The 18,153-nt window shown below is 67.4% G+C and carries 20 protein-coding genes; 14 read left to right on the top strand and 6 right to left on the bottom strand.

Annotation, left to right across the window (positions count from 1 at the left end):
- Positions 1-7 precede the first annotated feature (7 nt).
- Positions 8-1,567, bottom strand: a complete 1,560-nt coding sequence (locus AC3WTE_RS05655) for a molybdopterin-dependent oxidoreductase (protein WP_492436350.1) — start codon at positions 1,565-1,567, stop codon at positions 8-10.
- Positions 1,568-1,646: 79 nt separating this feature from the next.
- On the opposite strand from AC3WTE_RS05655, the gene AC3WTE_RS05650 reads away from it, so the two are divergent.
- The gene (locus AC3WTE_RS05650; RefSeq protein ID WP_492436348.1) at positions 1,647-2,699 is read left to right on the top strand and encodes a phosphotransferase family protein; all 1,053 of its coding nucleotides are present in this window, start codon (positions 1,647-1,649) and stop codon (positions 2,697-2,699) included.
- On the opposite strand, the gene AC3WTE_RS05645 is transcribed toward AC3WTE_RS05650, so the two are convergent.
- The gene (locus AC3WTE_RS05645) at positions 2,690-3,439 is read right to left on the bottom strand and encodes a sulfite exporter TauE/SafE family protein (RefSeq protein ID WP_492436346.1); all 750 of its coding nucleotides are present in this window, start codon (positions 3,437-3,439) and stop codon (positions 2,690-2,692) included. The genes AC3WTE_RS05650 and AC3WTE_RS05645 overlap by 10 nt on opposite strands.
- Before the next feature lie 106 nt (positions 3,440-3,545).
- Between AC3WTE_RS05645 and AC3WTE_RS05640 the strand changes: the two genes are divergently transcribed.
- The 3 genes from AC3WTE_RS05640 to AC3WTE_RS05630 all read left to right on the top strand — a co-directional run bounded on the left by AC3WTE_RS05640 (position 3,546) and on the right by AC3WTE_RS05630 (position 5,990).
- Positions 3,546-4,553 (top strand): putative nucleotidyltransferase substrate binding domain-containing protein, encoded by a 1,008-nt coding sequence (locus AC3WTE_RS05640; protein WP_492436345.1) that lies wholly within the window; start codon positions 3,546-3,548, stop codon positions 4,551-4,553.
- On the top strand, positions 4,553-5,353 hold the full coding sequence (locus AC3WTE_RS05635) for a Fic/DOC family protein (RefSeq protein ID WP_492436343.1): 801 nt from the start codon (positions 4,553-4,555) through the stop codon (positions 5,351-5,353). The genes AC3WTE_RS05640 and AC3WTE_RS05635 overlap by 1 nt, the downstream gene beginning before the upstream one ends.
- Positions 5,354-5,507: 154 nt before the next feature.
- The gene (locus tag AC3WTE_RS05630; RefSeq protein WP_492436342.1) at positions 5,508-5,990 is read left to right on the top strand and encodes a homocitrate synthase; all 483 of its coding nucleotides are present in this window, start codon (positions 5,508-5,510) and stop codon (positions 5,988-5,990) included.
- 66 nt (positions 5,991-6,056) lie between these two features.
- Here the strand turns inward: AC3WTE_RS05630 and AC3WTE_RS05625 are convergent, their stop codons facing one another.
- Complete coding sequence (locus AC3WTE_RS05625; RefSeq protein WP_492436340.1) at positions 6,057-7,538, bottom strand: cytochrome P450; 1,482 nt, start codon at positions 7,536-7,538, stop codon at positions 6,057-6,059.
- Positions 7,539-7,656: 118 nt separating this feature from the next.
- Between AC3WTE_RS05625 and AC3WTE_RS05620 the strand changes: the two genes are divergently transcribed.
- Together AC3WTE_RS05620 and AC3WTE_RS05615 are read left to right on the top strand one after the other, a co-directional pair.
- Entirely contained in the window at positions 7,657-8,289 is a 633-nt protein-coding gene (locus AC3WTE_RS05620) for a TetR/AcrR family transcriptional regulator (protein WP_492436338.1), read from the top strand.
- A 26-nt stretch (positions 8,290-8,315) separates the two neighbouring features.
- Entirely contained in the window at positions 8,316-9,173 is an 858-nt protein-coding gene (locus tag AC3WTE_RS05615; RefSeq protein WP_492436337.1) for an SDR family oxidoreductase, read from the top strand.
- Between the two features lie 18 nt (positions 9,174-9,191).
- Here the strand turns inward: AC3WTE_RS05615 and AC3WTE_RS05610 are convergent, their stop codons facing one another.
- The 3 genes from AC3WTE_RS05610 to AC3WTE_RS05600 are packed head-to-tail and all read right to left on the bottom strand — an operon-like array spanning position 9,192 to position 11,998.
- Positions 9,192-10,352, bottom strand: a complete 1,161-nt coding sequence (locus AC3WTE_RS05610) for an AAA family ATPase (protein ID WP_492436335.1) — start codon at positions 10,350-10,352, stop codon at positions 9,192-9,194.
- Entirely contained in the window at positions 10,352-11,389 is a 1,038-nt protein-coding gene (locus AC3WTE_RS05605) for a DNA polymerase IV (RefSeq protein ID WP_492436333.1), read from the bottom strand. Before AC3WTE_RS05605 ends, AC3WTE_RS05610 begins: the two co-directional genes overlap by 1 nt.
- 18 nt (positions 11,390-11,407) lie before the next feature.
- A complete protein-coding gene (locus AC3WTE_RS05600) occupies positions 11,408-11,998 on the bottom strand; it encodes a TetR/AcrR family transcriptional regulator (RefSeq protein WP_492436814.1) in 591 nt (196 codons plus the stop codon).
- A gap of 147 nt (positions 11,999-12,145) precedes the next feature.
- On the opposite strand from AC3WTE_RS05600, the gene AC3WTE_RS05595 reads away from it, so the two are divergent.
- The 8 genes from AC3WTE_RS05595 to nrdH all read left to right on the top strand — a co-directional run bounded on the left by AC3WTE_RS05595 (position 12,146) and on the right by nrdH (position 18,118).
- Positions 12,146-12,685, top strand: coding sequence for an NADPH-dependent FMN reductase (locus AC3WTE_RS05595; RefSeq protein WP_492436331.1), 540 nt, complete (start codon positions 12,146-12,148; stop codon positions 12,683-12,685).
- A gap of 178 nt (positions 12,686-12,863) precedes the next feature.
- Positions 12,864-14,147 carry a PucR family transcriptional regulator gene (locus tag AC3WTE_RS05590; RefSeq protein WP_492436329.1) on the top strand — a complete coding sequence of 428 codons (1,284 nt, stop codon included), beginning with the start codon at positions 12,864-12,866 and terminating at the stop codon, positions 14,145-14,147.
- A gap of 95 nt (positions 14,148-14,242) precedes the next feature.
- Positions 14,243-14,788 carry an RNA polymerase sigma factor gene (locus tag AC3WTE_RS05585; protein WP_492436327.1) on the top strand — a complete coding sequence of 182 codons (546 nt, stop codon included), beginning with the start codon at positions 14,243-14,245 and terminating at the stop codon, positions 14,786-14,788.
- Positions 14,785-15,492, top strand: coding sequence for a Rieske (2Fe-2S) protein (locus AC3WTE_RS05580; RefSeq protein ID WP_492436326.1), 708 nt, complete (start codon positions 14,785-14,787; stop codon positions 15,490-15,492). The genes AC3WTE_RS05585 and AC3WTE_RS05580 overlap by 4 nt, the downstream gene beginning before the upstream one ends.
- 76 nt (positions 15,493-15,568) lie before the next feature.
- Entirely contained in the window at positions 15,569-16,045 is a 477-nt protein-coding gene (locus AC3WTE_RS05575; protein ID WP_492436324.1) for a cupredoxin domain-containing protein, read from the top strand.
- Complete coding sequence (locus tag AC3WTE_RS05570; protein WP_492436322.1) at positions 16,042-16,977, top strand: metallophosphoesterase family protein; 936 nt, start codon at positions 16,042-16,044, stop codon at positions 16,975-16,977. The genes AC3WTE_RS05575 and AC3WTE_RS05570 overlap by 4 nt, the downstream gene beginning before the upstream one ends.
- Complete coding sequence (locus AC3WTE_RS05565; protein ID WP_492436320.1) at positions 16,974-17,342, top strand: hypothetical protein; 369 nt, start codon at positions 16,974-16,976, stop codon at positions 17,340-17,342. The genes AC3WTE_RS05570 and AC3WTE_RS05565 overlap by 4 nt, the downstream gene beginning before the upstream one ends.
- A 515-nt stretch (positions 17,343-17,857) precedes the next feature.
- Positions 17,858-18,118, top strand: coding sequence for a glutaredoxin-like protein NrdH (gene nrdH, locus AC3WTE_RS05560; RefSeq protein ID WP_492436318.1), 261 nt, complete (start codon positions 17,858-17,860; stop codon positions 18,116-18,118).
- Positions 18,119-18,153 lie beyond the last annotated feature (35 nt).

The raw sequence follows: 18,153 nt of genomic DNA, 5'->3' as shown, positions 1-18,153 counted from the left end.
TTCGGACTCAGGCGACGGTGAAGGACACCGAGTGCCAGCCGGTCGCCCCATCGGGAACGGCGCCGGCGACGTCGGCCGTCTGAACCGCGCCGGTGCCGTCAGTGGCCCGGACGGTGATGGTGTGGCGCCCGGGTTCGGTGGCCTGCCAGGTGTAGCTCCACAACCGCCAGGTGTCGTTCGAATACGCGGCGCCCAGCGTCGCGGGCCGCCACGGGCCGTCGTCGATCCGGACTTCCACCGCTTTGACCCCTCGGTGCTGTGCCCAGGCGACGCCACCGAAAGTCGCAGTCCCCGTCGGCACGCCGGCTCCGGCGCGGGGCACGTCGATGCGTGATTCGGTCTTGATCGGGCCGTGAGCCGACCAACCCAACTTCGTCCAATAGGCCTGGGCCCGATCGAATCTGGTGAGTTCGAGGTCGACGAGCCATTTGGTCGCGGACACGTAGCCGTACAAACCGGGCACCACCAGCCGCGCCGGGTAGCCATGCTCGGTGGGCAGCGGATCGCCGTTCATGGCGACAGCAAGCAAGGCATCACGGTTGTCGGTCAGTGCCTCCACGGGCGTGCCCGCGGTGAAGCCGTCCACGGACGTGGACAACACCATGTCGGCATCAGCGTGCACGCCGGCCCGTGCCAGCAGGTCGCGCACGCGATAGCCGGTCCAGGTGGCGTTCGATATCAGGTTGCCGCCGACGGGGTTTGACACGCAGGTCAGCGTGACCACCTTGTCGACCGCCTCGAACTGGGCCAGCTCATCGAACCGGAAGGTCACCTCGCGGTCGACCATGCCGTGGATCCGCAGCCGCCAATCCTGCCGCTGCACCTGGGGGACGGAGAGCGCCGTGTCGATCCGGTAGAAGTCGGCCGCCGGAGTGATGAACGGCGGCAGGTCCACTCCAGCGGGTTGCACATCCGGCGGTATCGGCGGGCCGGGAACCTTGGGGGCCGGCGGGGTATAGGCGCTGCGGTCGCCCGAGACCGACGCCGCCGCGCGGCCCAGCACCACCCCGATGACGCCGGCCACCGTGCCGGCGGCCAGGAAGCCCAGCGTCGCCAGCGATCGGCGCCGGCCGGGATCGGCCGCGGCATCGGTGTCCGGGCTGGTGACCGGCGTCGAGGGATCGAGACGCTCAGAGACCAGCAGCCGCAGTACTGCGACGCCCGCCGCCGCGCCGACGAGCGACGGGACGATGTCGATGGGTCGAGCGCCGGTGCGGGACAGCACCGCGACGCTGCCCAGCACCCCGGCCAGCCCGAGGGCGACGCTGCCGATCTTCCGATCCTCGAATTGTGCTGTCGCCATGGCGATCACCGCGATGGCCACGAGTACCGCGACGGTCAGGAACAGCTTGTCGTTGGTGGCGAAGGTCTGGATGGCCCACTCTTTGACCGGTCCCGGGGTGAGGTCGATGATCACCGACCCGACCGCGGTGCGGGAATCGGCGTGCGGCCCGAACGGAACCGCCAGGAGCGCAGCCACGCCGAGCGCGACGGCTGCGGCCGCCAGGCCGGCGAGCGATCGGTTCAGGTCCAGTCGAAGTGCCACACCGCCACAGTACGGGCGCATCAGTGGGCAAGCCCGAATGAAAACGGATCGTAAGAATTACCTGCCCGATTGACCGATTCCGGGCCAGAATCACTGCATCATGCAGCCGACCCTGACCGACCGTGACCGAGACATCGTCCAGAACTGGATCCGCGCCGAGGGATTGGGTGAGCACCTCACCGACGTCGAGCCGCTGACCGGCGGTACCCAGAACATCGTGGTGCGGTTGCACATCGACGGCCGGCCGGTGGTACTGCGCCGACCGCCGCTTCATCCACGGCCGACCAGCGACAAGACCATGCAGCGCGAGATCGCCGTGCTGCGGACCCTGGCCGGAACCTCGGTGCCACATCCCGCGTTCATCGCCGGCTGCGAGGACCCGTCGGTACTCGGCGTCGTTTTCTACCTGATGGCTGAGGTCGACGGCTTCAATCCAGGCGAGGAGTTGTCGCCCGCGTACGCCACCGAAGCCACACTGCGGCACGACGTGGGAGTGTCGTACGCGGCGAGCCTGGCGCAGCTGGGCAACGTGGCCTGGGAAGGCAGCCCACTGGCGGCCATCCGCAAGCCGGGATCATTTGTGGCGCGACAGGTTCCGCAGTTCGCCGGACTGCTGCAGAGCTATCGGCATGACAACTACGACCCTGAATCGCTGGACGGGGTAGCGGAACTGGCGACCTGGCTGACCGACAATCGGCCACCTGATGGCGAGCCTGGGATCATGCACGGCGACTGCCATCTGAACAACGTGATGCTGCGCCATGACCGGCCGGAACTGGCGGCATTCGTCGACTGGGAGATGTGCACCGTCGGCGACCCGCTGCTGGACCTGGGCTGGATGCTGGTGTGCTGGCCGACGGCGCCCAATGCCATCGTGGTCGGCGCCGCGCTGGCCGAGGCCGGTGGCCTCGCGGGACGGGACGAACTGCTGGATGCCTATCTGGCCGCAGGTGGTCGGCGCACCGAGCATCTGGATTGGTACATCGCGATGGCCTGCTTCAAATTGGGCATCGTCATCGAGGGCACCTGGTCCCGGTTCCTGGCAGGATTGGCCGACCGCGAGGCGGGGGAGAAGCTGCATGGCTCTGCCACCGAGCTGATCCACCTCGGTGTGCGGGTTGCCAAGGGCGACAATCCGTTCGTCTATCGGTAGGTATCCCAGCCCAGCTTGACGGCCAACGCCAGACCGGCCACCGCGATGGTCACGCGCAGCGGCGTCGCCGGTGTGTGCCGCACCACGACCGGCCCCAGCCGGGAGCCCACCAGGCACCCGATGCCCAGTGGCAGTACGGCAATCCAGTTCACCGGCGCGAGCGCGATGAATCCCACGGCGGCCACACCATTGGCCGCACCGAGGATGACGTTCTTCGCGGCGTTCGCGTGGGCCATCGACTCGCTGCCGCTGTGCAGCATCAGGGCGAGCAGCACCACGCCGGCGGCGGCGCCGAAATAACCGCCGTACAAACAGATCACGAAGATCGCGGCGGCGATCAGCAGTTCCCGTCCCCGGCCGGGTTCGGTGTCGGCGCCCGGCCGTTGGGGGATGGCGATGGTGACGGACGACAGCCCGAGCAGTAGCGGAACCACCACCTCGAAGCCCTCCGCCGGAAGGGCCAGCAGCAGTGCGGCTCCCGCCGCCCCGCCGAGCGCGGCGACCGGCAGGACGCGACGCAGCCAGGGACCCATGCCGTCGAGCTCGGGGAGCGAGCCCCACACCGACCCGATGGTGTTGAAGGTGAGCGCGACGGTGTTGGTGACGTTCGCCGCCACCGGCGGCAGCCCGACCATCAGCAGCGCTGGGTAGGTCGCGACGGAAGCCAGACCCGCGATGCTTCCGGTGAGGCCGCCTGCGATACCGGCGGCGAGCAGAAGTAGTGCGTGCTGCCAGCTCATCGCGGCACACCCTACAACCTCGCGATTTGTGCACGAGAATCCGCGCTGAGCGCGGAAAATCGTGCACGAATCGCGAAATTAACTGTCGTCCGATAGAAACATCTGCATGCCCTCCGCTGATTTTGGCGTAGACGCCGTCCTCGCCGCGATCCACGCGGCGGACGGCGAGGGCGCGCTGCGGTCGGGCATCGAGCAGGGCCTGCGGGCGGTGCGGGCCGCGGCGCGCGCGTCCACGCCGGCTGTTGATGTCGCCGCCTCGTGGTCGCACATTCTGCGATCCGGTGTGGCAGCGGCCGTGCGGCTGACGTCCACGAACTTGCCGTGGTCGTGGTTCGTCTCCGGCAGCGTCGCGCGGGGTGAGGCGGTGGCCGGATCCGATGTCGAGACGCTGATCGTGTTGACGGGCGGCACTGAGCTCGACGAGGCACTGGAAGCGGCGGCCGTGGTGCATGCCGTGCTGGAACGGTGCGGGGTGCGCGCCGACGCCAATGGGGTACTGGCCAGCCGGCCCAGGTTCTGCCGATCGGCGAATGCCTGGTCCGACGGCATCACGCACTGGACATCCGATCCGCGGGCGGACCGTGGCGTGGTGATGACCGGTGTGTTGGCCGACTCCCGCGCCGTCCATCTGGCCGACTCGACCTTGGCCGAGGATTTACTGCGCGCCCAGGTGGTGCGCGCCGCCGGCGATCACTATCCGGCCCGCCAGTATCTGCTGCAGGACGCCACAACGTTGCGCGCAACGTTTCCCTCCCGGTTGCGCATGCTGACCAACCAATCCGACACCGTCGACCTCAAACTGGCGGCGATCGATCCAATAGTGAAGATCGCGCGATGGGCGGCGCTGTCGGCCGGCGCCGCCGACCTGTCCACACTGAGCCGGCTCGACACCGCCGGTGCCGCGAATGTACTTGATGCCGACGATGTTTCGAGCTTGCGCGAGTGTTTCACCGCGCTGCTGAGATTTCGGTGGACGTCGCGCGCGGGCGCCGATCAGGTGGTCTTGTCGGAGTTGCCACCGCAAGAGCGAGCCATGCTGCGCAGCGTGGCCCGCGAGGTGGCCGGCATCAGCCGCAAACTGACGTTCCTCGCCTCGACATCGGCGTTCCGCTGATGGCAGAGGCCACCGCGGCCGTGATCGCCGCACACCACGCGGTGCAGCAGACGCTCGCCGCTCAGCGCATCGAAGGCTGGGACCCCGCGCCCACCCACATCGTCGAGCTCGGTGCCCTGGCTTCCGGAGCATTGGCGTTCGGTGACTATCTCGCGCGGTGTCGCGAGCGGTACCCGGCGGCGCCGGCGCGTCGCCGATTCCTCCGGCGCCGAGCGCCGTACCTGATCCCCGGAACATCGGTGCTGCGCAACAACTTCGGGATCCAGCACGGACCTGATCTGGCGGCCGCGGAATATGAGGTGACGGCGGGCCGCATGGTGCTGTGGCACGTTCGGCAGTGCACGCCAGAGACGAGCCTCGACGTTCGCGCACTGCACGGGGAGCTCTTCGGTGACGTGTACCCGTGGGCAGGAAAGCTGCGTACCGTCGACCTTCGCCGCGGGGGCTCCGCCTTCACCTGGCAGGTGGACGTCGCCGGGGGAGTTGGCGAAATCGAGTTTGCCGCAACGGCATTGGCGGACGTCGGAGCTGGATACGACAACGCGAGGCTGGCGTGGGAACTGTCCCGGCTGTACGCCCGGTATAACCAGATTCACCCGTTCCGGGAAGGCAACGGGCGCACCGGGATGCTGCTGCTGCACGCGCTCGCCGGCCGGTGCGGGCGGCAACTGGACTTCACCCACGTCACCCGTGCCGCCTGGTATTCGGCTTCCCGGGACAGCATGCCGCTGCATCGCGATGGACACCCCGGCCACCGGCCGTTCCTGTGGCTGCTGAACCGTGCGGTGAAATCGCCTTGACCCGAGACGGGATCGCGGACTAACCTCGGCGACCATGCTTCACATGCTCGTAGTAGCCAGTACCCACAGCGGGGTCTGATCCTGACCGACCCCTCGCTGTGGGTCGGACGCTACTACCTGTCGGTCACTCCTTTCGAGCAGAAAAGACCGACGCATGTTCACCTCCACCGCCATCTCCACCACGTCGCGTTTTGCGGATCTGTTTGACCGCCCCGTGCCTCGTGGCCTGCGTGAACACGCAGAAGCGATGTGCCACGACACCTTCATCGACCACTACGGACAACAGCGTGGGCCGATCCGCCTGGGCAGCTGGGGCGCCGCGGGAGACGACGACCGCCGCCGTGGGGTCACCGCCGTCCGGCGGTATCGGGCCAGCATCGCCGTCGGCGACCGCATCGCGACCTCCACGGCAGCGGCGACAGGCCCCGTCGCCGCCCTCACCGCCATGCTGCACGAGCGTGGCGTGGCCGTCGAGATGATCAAGTTCCACCAGCTGCCGGCCGTCGGGGGTGGCATCGCGACGTTCATCTACGGCACCGACGGCGTCCGCTCCGAGTGGGCCATGGGCTGGGCACGAGACTCGGTCCAGTCGGCGCTGCGGGCGATGATCGCCTGCGCCAACCGGTTGCACGCGTAAACGCTGAGAGGCCAGCTGCCGCACAGGTTTGCGAACAAACCGTGCGGCAGCTGGCCTCTCGACGTCCTAGGTGAGTGGCCGCAAGACGATCGGCATGCCGTCCACGGGTACCGGCATGCCGCCGTAGTCGTACCAGGGCTGGTAACCGGGGTGCGGCAACTCCAGCCGGTAGCGGCGCAGCAGCCGGTGCATCACGGTCTTGATCTCGAGCTGACCAAACACCATGCCGATGCACTTGTGTGCACCACCGCCGAACGGTGCGAACGCATACCGGTGCCTCTTGTGCTCGTTGCGCGGTTCGGCGAAACGGTCCGGGTCGAACTTCTCCGGGTCTGTCCACAACTCGGGGAGTCGGTGGTTGACCGACGGCCAGGTGACGACGTCGGTGCCCGCCGGAATGAAGTAGCCCAACAGTTCGGTGTCCCGCACGGCGCGGCGGAAGTTGAACGGCAGCGGCGTCATCATCCGCAGCGCTTCGTTGATCACCAGATCGTAGGTCTCGAGCTTCTCCAGCGCTTCGATGTCCAGCGGGCCATCGCCGATGCGGGCCGAATCGGCACGCAGCTTGTCCTGCCACTCGGGGTTGGCGGCCAGGTGGTACGCCATGGTGGTCATGGTCGACGTCGAGGTGTCGTGCGCGGCCATCATGAGGAAGATCATGTGGCTGACGATCTGGTCGTCGGTGAAGCTCCCGCCGTCCTCGTCCTGGGCGTGACACAGCACGCTGAACATATCGGTGCTCTCGCTGCGGCGCTTCTCGGCGATGGAACGGGAGAAGTAGTCGACCAGCGTCTTGCGGGCCTGAATGCCGCGCCACCAGGTCAGTGGTGGTACCGAGGTCCGGACGATGGCGTTGCCGGCCCGGGTGGTGGTGGTGAAGGCCTGGTTGATGGTGGTGACCAGCTTGTGGTCGGTACCCGCCGGGATGCCCATGAAGACCTCCGCGGCGATGTCCAGGGTCAGCTCCTTGACCGAGGGGTGGAACAGGAACCGGGCGTCGTTGGCCACCCAATCCTTGGCCAGCACCGAGCTGGCCACCGAGTCGATGTGCGAGACGTAGCCGGACAGCTTGGTACGAGTGAACGCCTCTTGCATGATGCGGCGGTGGAACATGTGCTCGTCGAAATCGAGCAGCATCAGGCCGCCCTCGAAGAACGGTCCGATGACCGGATCCCAGGCGCGCTGGGAGAAGTCCTTGTTGCGGTTGGAGAAGACGGCCTGGGTGGCGTCCGGCCCGACCGCCATCACGGCCGACAGCGCGGGTGAATCGGAGAAGTACAGCGGACCGTGTTTGCGGTACTGCTCGAGGATGTAGTCAGGGCCGCCCCGGAAGGTCTCGATCAGGTGGCCGATGACCGGTAGTCCCGAGTCGCCCATGATCGCCTTGAGGCCGCTGCCCGCAGGCGGCTCGGCGAACATGAATTCATTCCATTGCTTGGCCCGAAGTCGCTGTTCGACGATGCCCATTCCGGGCACCGTGACCGGCGTCGGCTTGAGCCGGCGCCAGGCCTGATCGAGCAGGTAGCGAGGGGTGCTGATGGTCGCCATGTACCACTCCTGAATGCGATGTTTGTGGTGAAAGTCACCACCAGATGTCATCTTGGCTGGCACACTTGACGCGTGTCAAGTTTTGATTTGGCGTGTCGGCGATGACATCGTGTGCGCCATGAGTGCTGAAGTCGAGACGGCCGACAAGGGCCGCAGTCGCGGCGACAAGCAACGCGACGCCATCATCGAGGCGGTGCGCGAACTGTTGCAGGAGCGGCCGTTCGCCGAACTGTCCGTCAGCACCATCAGTGCGCGGGCGGGTGTGGCGCGGTCAGGTTTCTACTTCTACTTCGACTCCAAGTACTCCGTGCTGGCCCGGATCGTGTCCGAGGCGATGGAGGAACTCGACGCGCTCACCCACAACTTCGCGCCGCGTGAGCCGGACGAGACGCCGGCGGCCTTCGCCAAGCGGATGGTGGGCAGCGCCGCCGCCGTCTATGCGATCAACGACCCGATCATGGCGGCGTGCACCGCCGCGCAGAACACGGATGCCGAAATTCGTGACTTGATGGCCGACTTCGAAGACGGCGTGATCGCCAAGATCGTCGGGCTCGTCGAGCAGGACGCCGGCCGGCGCCCGATTTCCGACGACCTGCCGACGCTGGTTCGCACCTTGGTGTCGACGACGGCCTACACGTTGTCGCGCGATAGCGCCTTCATCGGGCGCGGTGGGGACCCGCAACGCGCCGTCGACGTCGTGGAGCGACTGTGGCTCAGCGCGTTATGGGGCGGCGACCAACTCCCTGTTTAAAGGCGGGGCCTGTGTAGGGTCGGGCCATGACGCGGTGGAGCGGCTACGCAGGCAAGCGGTGTTTCGTGACGGGGGCAGCCAGCGGCATCGGCCGGGCGACCGCGCTCAAGCTGGCCCAGCAGGGCGCAGTCCTGTATCTCACCGACCGTGATGCCGCGGGCCTGGAACAGGCCGTCGCCGACGCTCGCGCGCTCGGTGGTGAGGTGGCCGAGTACCGCGCGCTGGACATCTCCGACTACGACGCGGTCGCGGCCTTTGCCGCGGACATCCAAAGCCGGCATGAGGCCATGGACGTGGTGCTCAACATCGCAGGAATCTCGGCGTGGGGCACCGTCAGCACCCTGACCCATCAGCACTGGCGCTCGATGGTCGACGTCAACCTGATGGGCCCCATCCACGTCATCGAGACCATGGTGCCGCCCATGGTGGCCGCCGGCCGCGGCGGACGCGTGGCCAATGTGTCGTCGGCCGCGGGCATCGTCGCGCTGCCGTGGCACGCCGCGTACAGCGCGAGCAAGTACGGCCTGCGCGGCGCCAGCGAGGTACTGCGCTTTGATCTGGCCCGGCATCGCATCGGGGTGTCGGTCGTGGTGCCCGGCGCGGTGAAGACCCCTCTGGTGCAGACGGTTCACATCGCCGGCGTGGACCGCGAGCATCCACAGGTGCAGCGGTGGGTGGCCCGGTTCGCCGGACACGCGGTGTCGCCGGAGCAGGCCGCGGACAAACTTCTCGCGGGCGTGGCCAAGAACAAGTTCATGATCTACACCTCGCCGGACATCCGGGCGCTGTACCTGTTCAAGCGGCTCGCATGGTGGCCCTACAGTGTGGCGATGCGCCAGGTGAACGTGTTGTTCACGCGGGCTTTGCGGCCGAAGCGGCGCTGAACCCGAAACTGCTGCGCTTCAGCGCTTTCCCCAGTCCCACGGTGGCGCGCTGATCATCGTCTGGCCGTCGATCTGGGTTTCGCCCCACTGCTTGACCAGCTCGACTTCGCTCGCGTCGCACGCGGCCAGCCGCTCGCGCAGCCGTGCCGAGTGCGTGACCACGACGAGCTGTGTCTTGCGCGCGGCCGCGGCGATCATGTCCGCCAGTGGGCCCACCAGGTCGGGATGCAGCGACGTCTCCGGTTCGTTGAGCACCATCAGCTGAGGCGGTTCCGGAGACAGCAGGGCCGCGCCCCAGAGTAGGAATCGCAGTGTGCCGTCGGACAATTCGGCCGAACGCAACGGACGGAGCATGCCACGCTGGTGCAGCTGCAATTCGAACAGCCCGCCGTCGGAACTCACCGATATCTCGGCGCCGTCGAACGCATCCGCGACCGCGCGCGCCAGATCGTCGAACCCGGCTTCGAGGATCGTCTGTACGGCGGCGGCCAGGTCGCTGCCGTCGTCGCTGAGCACCGGGGTCCGGGTGCCCACCTGGCGGCGGCGGGCCGGCGCGTCCCGGTCGGCCCGGAAGCCGTCGTAGAAGCGCCAGTCGCGCAACCGATCCCGGACCACGGCGAGCTCGGGCAGTGCCTCGGGATTGGCGTACTCGGCCAGCACGCTGCGGTAGCTCGGCAAGGCGCGGGTCAATTCGTCGAAGCCGCGGCCCGAGTCGGAGGCCACCTCGGCGTAGGTCCGGGTGCGACGCACCAGGGTGCTGCTGGGCCGGAGAGTCGGCCCGGCGAACACCGTCTCCCGCTTGATCTCGGGGTCCTGGCCGAACATCGAGTTGTGGCCCGGGTCCTGCGGCAGGCCGAGATCGATGAAATATCCGAAATCGGTTGCCGCAAAGCCGAGTTCGAGCGACACCGGCCGGGTCCGGGTGGTGCCCTCGGTGGCGCCGGTCCGGCGGGCGCCACTGGTGTTCTCCGGCCCGGCCCACAGCACCGACTGCAACCCGCCTTCGCGGGCCAGGGACCCGATGACCTCACCGCGCCCGCAGTCGGCCAGCAAGCCCAGCGCCCGGTACACCGAGGACTTGCCGGTGCCGTTGGCTCCGGTCACCACGGTCAGTTCCGACAGGGGCAGGACGATCTCGCGCAGCGACCGGTAGCCCCGGATGGCGATAGTGGTCAGCACTACTGTGGCATCTCCAGTTCCAGCCGTACCCCGAGCAGTCGCACCGGCCGGTCCAGTTCGAAGTCGTGCAGCAGATCGATCGCGGTCCTGGTGATGGCCTCCAGGTCGGTACCGGCCACCGGCAACTTGCGAATCTTGGTGCGGGTGAAGAACGTCTTGGTGCGCAGGGTCACGGCCACCCTGGTGACGATCCGGCCCTGCCCGACGATCTCAGCCAGGGTCCGCCGCGCCAGATCGACGACCGCTTCTTCCATCTCGGCGGTGTCGGTGAGATCTTCCGGGAACGTCACCACATGGCTGCGCGACCGCGGCACCCACGGTTCGGCCGTCACGTTGCTGTCGCCGCCGCCCTTGGCCAGCAACAGAATCCACAATCCGGTGGTCGGGCCGAAGGTCGAGGTGAGCAGTTCGGCATCGGTTCGGGCCAGCTCTGCGACGGTGGTGATATCCAGTTCCGCAAGCTTTTTCGTGGTCTTGGGGCCCACGCCCCAGAGCGCGTCGACCGGCCGGTCGCCCATGACTGTCATCCAGTTCTCGGCGGTGAGCGCGAAAACCCCGGCCGGTTTACCGAATCCGGTCGCGACCTTGGCCCGCTGCTTGTTGTCACTGATGCCGACGCTGCACGATAGCCCGGTCTCGGCGGCGATCACGGTCCGAATCTTCTCGGCCAGCTCGAACGGGTCGTCCACGGCGGCACCGACGTACGCCTCGTCCCAGCCCCATACCTCGACCGGATGCCCGAGGTCGCGGAGCAGGCCCATCACCTGCTCGGAGGCTTCGTCGTACGCGGCCGCGTCGGAGGGCAGGAAGACGGCCTCGGGGCATTTTCGGGCGGCGGTGCGCAGCGGCATCCCGGCGTGGACGCCGAATTCCCGTGCCTCGTAGGAGGCGCACGTGACCACCTTGCGGGGTTCGGTGGGGTCGCCGCTGCCACCGACGATGACCGGCTGCCCGACCAACTCGGGGTGACGGCGCAGTTCGACGGAAGCCAGAAACTGGTCGAGGTCGACGTGCAGGACCCAGGGCTCTCTGGTCATCTCAGACACCCGCTCACGTCAGGTCCCACAAAGCTTGTGCGCCACGCTTTCCCACGCATCACCCTGCGCCTGCAGGCTCTGGCCCAGATCGTCGTGCTGGTGGCTGACGTAGTCGGCGTCGAGAAGGGCCAGCAGGGCATCGGTCTGGGCGTCCAGATTCCCCGTGGTGCCCGCCGAGTGCAGCAGCATCCGGACGTGGGTGCGGTGGACGGCGGCAGCGGCCCCGAAGCGGCTCTGCGGATCGCGCCCCGCGTCGGACAGCAGGGCGCGGTGCTGCCAGGCGAACTGGAGCCGGTCGCGGCCGTAGGCGAGTAGCCGCTCCAGCGGCGGTGCGCCTGGACCCAGGGGAGGTGGGCCGAACATCATGGCGTTCTGCTCAACCTGCTCGTCCTCGTCGAGAAGCACGAGCATGAGGCCGGCGCGGCTGCCGAACCGGCGGAACAAGGTGCCCTTGCCCACACCGGCCTCGGCCGCGATGTCGTCCATGGTGACGGCGTCGGCGCCGTGCTCGGCGATGAGGCGGCGAGCCGCGTCGAGAAGCAGCAGCCGGTTGCGCGCCGCATCGCCGCGTTCGACCGGCGCCGCGGGCGTCATCGGCAGGCCCGCCATGGGCAGCTTTGTCGGCCGTAGCTGCGCCAGCCCGTCGCTCATGAAAAAAACTTTAGCTCAGACGGAATTAATCGGACCATGGTCCGGTTGACTCATGCGAGGATCGGTTCGTCGGAGCCGGCCACACACGAGCTAAGGGGAAAGAATATGGCAGAAACCAAGGTCCTGGTCCTGGTCGGCAGCCTGCGTGCGGCCTCGCTGAACCGCCAGCTGGCCGAGGTGGCGGTCGAATCGGCGCCTGAAGGCGTGACGGTACGCGTGGCGGACGGACTGGGCGAGCTGCCCTTCTACAACGAAGACCTGGACAACGAGTCGGTATCCGAAGCGGTCGTGGCGCTGCGCCGGATCGCCGATGACGCCGACGCCATCCTGGCCGTGACCCCCGAGTACAACGGCACCATCCCAGCTGTCCTGAAGAACGCGATCGACTGGCTGTCGCGCCCGTACGGCGCCGGTGCTGTCGTCGGCAAGCCGCTGGCGGTCATCGGTACCGCGCTCGGCCAGTACGGCGGTGTCTGGGCGCACGACGAGAGCCGCAAGTCGTTCGGCATCGCCGGAGCGGACGTCGTGGACGTCAAGCTGTCCCTGCCGGCGTCGGCGTTGGACGGCAAGCATCCGCGCGAGGCTGCCGAGGTGGTCGACGGCGTGCGTGGCGTCATCGCGAAGCTGGCCGCCGAGGTCGGCTGACCAGAGCTCGGATGACCATCAGGGCCGTCGCCATCGGCTAACGGATGGCGACGGCCCTGGGCTATGTGCCGGGTGGCGGGTGCGCACGCTCAAATACCCGTCGGCTCGCGTCCTTCGGGCACAAAAGGACTGGCAACGAACTACGGTTTGGGCGTGGCCGGGAAAACAGGCAGCTGACGTGGCCGGCGGCGCGGACCGGGGCGGAGCGAATGACGCGTTGACGCAAGCGGTGGCCGGAATCGGTACGCGGCTCGACGCTCGGCTCACCGACATCACGCGCTCGGTCTCAGAGCAGCTGGTGTCAGACATCGCCGAACTGCGCGGTGAAGAGCAACTTCAGCAGGTCCTGGACGATTCGGTCACGGCGAACATCGATGCGTTCTTTGCCGCGGTCCGGCACGGCATCTCGATCGACCTGTTGCATGCCCCCGCGGCCGCGCTCGAACACGCGCGCCGGCTGGCCCAGCGGGACATCTCGGCCAATGTGCTGATCCGGTCCTACCGGCTGGGCCATCAGGCGGTACTGAAAGAGGTGCTCGAGGAGATCAGGGCCGCGGACCTCGGTCCGGGACTGGGGCTGGACGTCTTCGACGTAATGTCGACAATCTCGTTCAACTACATCGACAGGATCTCCCAAGAAGTCGTCGAGGTGTACCAGCAGGCGCGGGAAAGCTGGCTGGAGAACCGAAACAGCGTGCGCATCACTGAGATTCGCGAGCTGCTCGCCGGTGGCGACGTTGACGTCGACGCCGCGACCCTGGCAATCCGATACCCACTGCAGCGCACTCATCTCGCGGTGGTGCTGTGGTGCGACGACTCCGCGGACCGGTTGGCCGAGATGGAGCGCCTGGTCCGGCAGTTCGCCGCATCGATCGGCGCTGCGGATTCTCCGCTGTTCATCTCGGTGGATCGTGCCACGGCATGGGCCTGGGTCGCGGTGCCCGTGGCGGTCGTGGACGAGGCGGTGACCTGGCTGGGCGGCCTGGTGCCGGCCGACGGCCCGTACGTGGCCGTCGGTACCCCGCAGTCCGGTGTCGCGGGGTTTCGGCTCTCGTACCGGCAGGCCGAAGACGCCCGCACCGTGGCGGTGGCGTCGGGCCCGCAGCGCCGGTTCACCGCGTTCGGCCACCGCGGGGTCGCGCTCGCGGCGCTGTTGGGTGCGAATGTCGATGCGCTGTCGGCGTGGGCGACCGAAGTGCTTGGCCCACTGGCCTGTTCGACCGACAGCGACCAGCGCCTGCGGGAAACGCTGCAGGCCTTCCTGAAGGCCGGTGGTAGCAACAAGGCCGCAGCCGAGGAGCTGCATCTGCACACCAACTCGGTGAAGTACCGGGTCCAGCGGGCGATCGAACGCCGGGGCCGGCCCATCGAGGACGACCGTCTGGACGTGGAGGTCGCGCTGCTGCTGTGCAGTCTGTTCGGTGACCAGCTGCTGGACCAGGCGGACGACGGCGGGTCGTGATGGCACCCGCGACGACAGCGTGTAACCCCGATGGCTATCTACTTCTCGAAGTGGACCCGGGGCGTGCCGGGCCGCACCGATGAGACGGGGCCAATGTGTCTGCACAGCGTGATCCTGTGCACCGACCCCCGCTGCGCGTGGTCTCGTCGGATTCCCGGTATCCCGACTGGGAGTCCGTCTACCAGGACAACGCGAAGTGGGTCTATCGCACGATCTACGCGAGGGTCGGTAACCAGGCGGACGCCGAGGACCTCACTGCCGAGGTGTTCCTCGCCGCGCTGCGGCCGCTGCGGTTGACGGCGAGTGCCGCAGAGGTGCGGTCGTACCTGCGGAGCACTGCACGCACGGTGCTTGCCGCGCATTGGCGCGAGACGATGGGGCGGGAGATCACCTGCATCGACCTCGATATCGAGGCGCCGCCGGAAGCCGAACAGTCCATCAGTACCGCCCCGGACCGTGTCGCCGCGGTGTTGGCGGCCCTGCCGGACAACTATCGACGCATACTGGAGCTGCGATTTCTCCAGACTCGGTCCATCAAAGAGTCCGCGGCAGAGCTCGGCGTCAGCGTCGCCAACGCAAAGGTGTTGCAGCACCGGGCATTACGGTTGGCTGCACAGATCAACGAGAAGGGCGAGCCATGAACGCGCGCGGGTTGCGTCGGTACCTCGACGATCTGCTGCGTGGGCGCAAACCGTCCGGGTTCAAGCCCGACGACTTCGACGCCGCGCAGATGCGCACGGCGATCGACCTGCAGGCGGCCCGGCCCGGTGCCGACGAGCCGCGTCCGGAATTCTTCGCCGACCTGCAGAGCAGGCTCGCCCGGCAGTTCGACGGCGACGAACCGGCGGCGCAGCCCGGGTGGCTGCGCGCCAATCGCCGTCAGGTCATCGTCGGGACCTCGGCGGCGGCCAGCGCCGCAGTCGCGGCCGTGGCCGTTGACCGGGCGCTGATGAGTGGCCGGAGCGAACCGGCGAAGCAGGACACCGCGAGCGGTGAACTCGTCCCGTCCGCGGGCAGCTGGCAGAAGGTGGCCGACAGTTCCGACGTGTCGGAGGGCGCGGTGCATCCGTTCGACCTGGGCTCGGTCGTGGGGTTCGTGCGCAGGGTGGACGGGAATGTGCAGGGCATCTCGGGTGTCTGCACGCACCAGGGCTGTCGGCTCTGGTTCGACGGACCCGACGACCGGCTGCGCTGCCCGTGCCACTCCACGTCGTTCGCCACCGACGGTCACGTCCTGACCCATCAGTTGCCGATTGCGCCAAAATCCTTGCCGAAGCTCGATATTCGTGAGGTGGGCGGCGTGATCGAGGTGTTCGCGCCGGTTCCTCCGAGTCGGCCGGTCTGAGGCGTGTAACCCGCCGCCGTATCTGTTGGTGAGGGTGCGCAGCGCACCCCGCCCGACGACTACGGAGGTTCCCGTCGTGTCGCGACGATCCCTGGTGGCACTCTCCTGCACCGCCCTGGTGCTGGCCGCATGCACTTCGACGGCGCCGCAGCAAAAAGCCGCCCCCACACCTGTTTTCAGCTCCGATGTCAGTGGGACGCCCGGGATGAGCGGCCCTGGTGCCGGCTCTGGACCCGCGATGGGCCCGATGGGTTCGATGACCATGGCGCCACCGGAATCCGGCCACCCCGCGCCCGCTCCGGCCGGTCCGAACGCGGTCAACATCGACAGCTTCGCCTTTGCCCCGGCGGAGCTGACCGTGCCGGCCGGGACGACGGTGACCTGGACCAACCACGACGAGGACCCGCACAACGTCGTCGCCGAAGGTGGGCAGTTCCGTTCTCCGACAATGGGTTCCGGAGCGACATTCAGCTATGTCTTTGCGATGCCCGGTACCTACGCCTACGTGTGCGGCGTCCACCCCTTCATGCACGGGACGGTGGTGGTCAAATGAGTGACTCACAAGGCGACCCGCAGCAGATGAACCGTCGCCAATTGCTCCGGCACACGGCGTGGTTCGGCGCCGCCGTCGGGCTGTCCGTGGTCGGTGGGGAAGTGTTGTCGCACGTCGCGGGCACCTCCTCGTCCGGCCCTGCGCCACAGCCCACTCTGCGCTTCGCCCAGGTCAGTGACAGCCACATCGGCTTCACCGGGGCTGCCAACACGGATGTGGCCGGCTCGTTCACCCATGCCATCGACACCGTCAACAACCTGGGCTACACGCCGGATTTCGTCATCCACACCGGCGATCTGACGCATCTGGCCACGCCAGAACAGTTCGATCAGGTCCGGCAGATGCTGACGGGGCTGCATACCCCGCACGTGTTCACCGTTCCGGGGGAACATGATTCGGCTGACGACGCCGGCGCCAAATACCGCCAGGCTTTCGGGGCCGGTACCCGCGGCGACGGTTGGTACAGCTTCGATATCGCCGGGGTGCACGTCATCGCGCTGGTGAACACGCTGAACCTCAAGAAGCTCGGCCATCTCGGTGTCGATCAACTCGAGTTCGTGGAGAAGGACGTCGCCTCGCTGTCGAGCGATACGCCGATCGTGGTGTTCAGCCACATCCCGCTGTTCGCTATGTACCCCGACTGGGGCTGGGGGACCGACGACTCCGCGCAGGCCCTGAGCTATTTGAAGCGGTTCGCGTCGGTGACCTGCCTCAACGGCCATGTGCACCAGGTGTTTTCCAAGACCGAAGGCAACGTCACCTTCCACAGTGGGACCACCACGGCGTATCCGCTGCCGCATCCCGGTGACGGTCCCGCGCCGAAACCGCTGACGCTGCCGGCCGGCAAACTGCACGACGCGCTCGGTATCCGTGAGGTCACCTACCAGACCGGCCAGCACAACCTCGCGCTCAAGGAACGGACCCTGCTGTGACTCTGGTCTACCGTCTGGTGATCGCGGCGGCCATGCTCGCGAGCGGCCTGCTGCACGCGTACCTCTACGTCCACGGGTATGGGCACATCCCGTCGGTCGGGACCGGCTTCCTGGTGCAGGCGTCGGTGTTCTGTGCTGTCGGGGTGCTGCTGGCGGTGGGTGCTCCAGTCTGGTTCGGCTGGGCGTCGGGCCTGCTGTCGGCGGGGGCGCTGGCGGCGTTCGCGCTGTCGCGGACGGTCGGGTTGTTCGGATTCGTGGAGACGGGCTGGGAGCCGGTACCGTATGCACTCCTCAGTGTGGTCGCCGAAGCGGTGGCCGTGCTGACGGCGGGGGTCTGGGCGGTACGGGCCGCGCGGGGGCGATAGTCGCATTTGTCACGTCCGTCACGTGTGTACCACAGCTGTGGGGTCCCGCACGCGGGAATCGGCGTAGCTGCGGACTTTCGCTGGGCACGGCCCGACGGCGCGTCGCCGCAACTTGTCGGTGGCTGGTGCTAAACCGGTAGTTGAAGCGCGACACGCCCCCGGGTGTGATGTGCGACACGCCGAGAGCGTGTCTCGGTATCGGCCTTACGACCTGGGAATTTCACGAATGTTGTTCAGAACATCTTGTATCTGTTCGGTTTGTCGCCCACTAGGTGTAGTGTTTGACGGACCGACAGGCCCCAACACATCGAGGGTCGGCCGGGGTCGGAAAGTCAGTCGGACGAGGATTCTCGGACGTTCTGACGGGGTGGCCCAGGGCGACCGGAGATGCGGGAATTTCAGGGATTGCCGGGCCGCTGATCCGGATGGGGATATATCAGCGGAAAGCGATACCCCGTCAGTTGCCAGCCATGTTCAGTTCAGCTTCCAGGCCTTCGAAGAGGAGTCGTACCGAGATGACCGTCACCGTGTACACCAAGCCGGCATGTGTGCAGTGCAACGCCACCTACAAGGCGCTGGACAAGGCGGGCATCGCTTACGAGAAGGTCGACATCAGCATCGACGACGAAGCTCGTGAGTACGTGCTGGCGCTCGGTTACCTGCAGGCCCCGGTCGTCGTGGCCGACGGCGAGCACTGGTCGGGGTTCCGCCCGGACCGGATCAAGGCGCTCAGCAATGAGGAAATATTGTCATCTGATGCAACATTGGTTGGGTAGCAATGTTGTCCGTTGTAGCAGGTCGGGCGCCGGGG

The sequence above is a fragment of the Mycobacterium sp. FW102-FHT13B02 genome (assembly GCF_058790275.1).
Note: the sequence above shows the minus strand (reverse complement) of the source record. Positions and strands in the feature narration are given on the sequence as shown.